1 protein-coding gene is annotated in these 2,525 nt (G+C 54.5%); it reads right to left on the bottom strand.

Annotated elements, in window-relative coordinates; all coding sequences use genetic code 11:
- Window positions 1–133 precede the first annotated feature (133 nt).
- Window positions 134–1,222: a hypothetical protein gene (locus QJT78_RS50125; protein WP_281460826.1), complete on the bottom strand. Its 1,089-nt coding sequence runs from the start codon at window positions 1,220–1,222 to the stop codon at window positions 134–136.
- Window positions 1,223–2,525 lie beyond the last annotated feature (1,303 nt).

Raw genomic sequence — 2,525 nt, forward strand, 5'->3', positions numbered from 1 at the left:
ACGCCTCAAGCACCTTGCGATCTTTCCTCGAAAGGTGGACTTCTCTTGCTTCGGGTATCATCCCGACCTTGAATCACGACTCACGTTCCAAGAAAAGTGGGTACTAGATAGCGCCGCCAAATCAAATAGTAGTTCATCGTCTGCCTGCAGAGGAGCCAGACTCAACAAGGGGATTAAGCGAGGTGACCGAGATTGGACGAGGGTCTCCTGCAGACTGCCGTAGCGCATATAGTGAACGGAGAGTTTCGCTGCCCAAGCCTATATTCGGCTCCGGCGAGGAGCTGTAACCCGCGTCAAGCAGGGTCCTAGCCAATTTCGCACGCTCGTCATCGCTCAGCTTCTGAAGCGCTGTAAGCGGATCACGATCCACAAACGGGGCCAACCTGATTTCATAGGAGCGCACGTCGGCATTTCCGACGATTAGTAGCGAGTATTCTCCCGGAGACAGCGCAGCAATGATGAGTTCTGTCGCCGCCCCCTTGAAATTTGAGAAAGCAAGCGGGCGCTTCTCGCGATCAAGGAGAGCTATATCCAGATCACCCCCGTCCGGTCGAACGCTGATCTTGAGTGTTCGCGCGGTATTGATTGATAGACCTAGACTAATTTGGGCGCCTGCTCGCAGATCTTTACCGAAATAACCCTGGGCTGCCGATAACGCCGACTCAGGAATTTGATAGACGTCACCAGACATCGGCAAAGTCGAAACACCTGGTAAGCGCTCGTCCAACGGAGCCGTTCCCGCCTTCAGATCAGCAATGGGGTTTCCGGGATCCTTCGCCAGCAAGCCCGCCCAACCGTAAACTTGGCGATCGTCATCAATCCATTTCCCGACCCCGAGCACTTGGCCGGAGTCAGATACCGCAGCATCCAAGATATCTGACCCGATTTGATTCTTAAACAGACCGACCGTTGAAGTCTGCTTCAACTCCCTCTGCACAGTTTGCCAGATGGCTTGGTTCGTGCCCCTCTTGCCGTTAGAACCTGAGCCGACGAGAACAAAACGCTCATTGTCGCCTAGCGGCACGATCGCTCGAAACCGATCCCCGCCGTCGCGGTCGGATCCGTCCAGCGGAAATGGATAGCTAACAGAGGCTTCGACAGAAAAGCTCGGCGCAAGTCGAATGCGAAACGCTTGAGCGGCCGGTACTCCCTTCTCCGGATCCCTACCATATCCCGCGATCATGTACGATCCTGGAACAACTCGTTTGATTGAATATGCCATCTCATTGAAATCCGAGGCGCCAATCCTGTATGGGTTGGACAAGCTCCAAATTGGCCCCCTCGAAGACGGCTGTGAAACTAGAGATAGCGTTTGCACGAGAATGTTGTCTTGACACTCCCCTGGTCGTGACGAATGCGGAGCAGACGCGAATCCTGCAACTACGTAACTATTTGATGTGTCCGTAGGCGCGATATCCAAGAATGCCTGCCGATTATTGGCGCCACTCGTTTGCGAGCCCGAATAAAAAGGAGGTGCTTCGAATTGGCCATCGGACATCCGGAGTGTCGCAGCGACACTTTGCGACCATTTAACACATTTTCCCTCATCAAAGCCCGCTGTCCGGCGTCCAGCCAGTATCAACTTGCCGCTCTTGCTATCATAGAGCCCTGAGTGGAAGATTGTTACGACTCCTGGATCAGTGGCAAACGGTCTGTTCCAAAGCACGTTGCCGCTAGCACCGATTCTGAGAGCCCAGGCGACTTGCTTGTCCTCCGCAAGCGTGAGCTGCCCTAAGATGACAACGCCTCCATCCGGCAACGCAATGAGCTTACGACTTTCGCCCACAGTTGATTTGTTGTCGCCGGCTGTAACGCCTGACGGCAACGGCAAAGCCACAGGGGCGTCCTTCAATTGGCCTCCTCGAGTGATGTGAAGTAAGACTAAGCCAGAGCTCACCCCTGCGGATTTAAGCTGACCCACGGCCGTGAAGCCGCTACCCGTCCAGACCACGTTCGCAATGGCGTTCAGATCAGAGTAGCAACGAACGCCGTCTTTTTCACCGCAACCAGCTTGAGCTCCGCTTGGGCCGACCAACACTCCAATTGCTGCACTAAGAGCCAAGATAGCTCGGTGCAGAACACTGTTTGAGCGAATTAGCCGCATTCCTATCTCTCCGCGCGTCTGGCCGACTCAACGGGAAAACTTTGGTCAATCGATTGAACTCGCTAAACAACCGCACCTCTCTCCTCTGCACGGTAACACTGAGGGGTTGCGATGGCTATCAGGTCTTTACAGGGCGTGGCCAGTCGGTGATCAGTGCAAAATTCATGATTTATGCACAAACGGCTTGACCCTTATAAAATGGGGCTCTACGTTGTGCATATTATATGTGCGAAATGGAGAGCGGTATGGCGGTCTATGGATATGCGCGTGTGAGCACCGACGGCCAATCCTTGTCCGCCCAACTGGCTGAGCTAACCCGTCCTATTCGTGAGAGTGCGGCTTTTGGGCCCGATTGATGCGGCCGCACATCTTGTCTGACGAGGCGCACAGGATTGCCTTCGGCTTTTCGCCGCCTGACGAC

Source organism: Bradyrhizobium sp. Mp27 (assembly GCF_029953005.1).
Classification (GTDB): Bacteria; Pseudomonadota; Alphaproteobacteria; order Rhizobiales; family Xanthobacteraceae; genus Bradyrhizobium; species Bradyrhizobium barranii.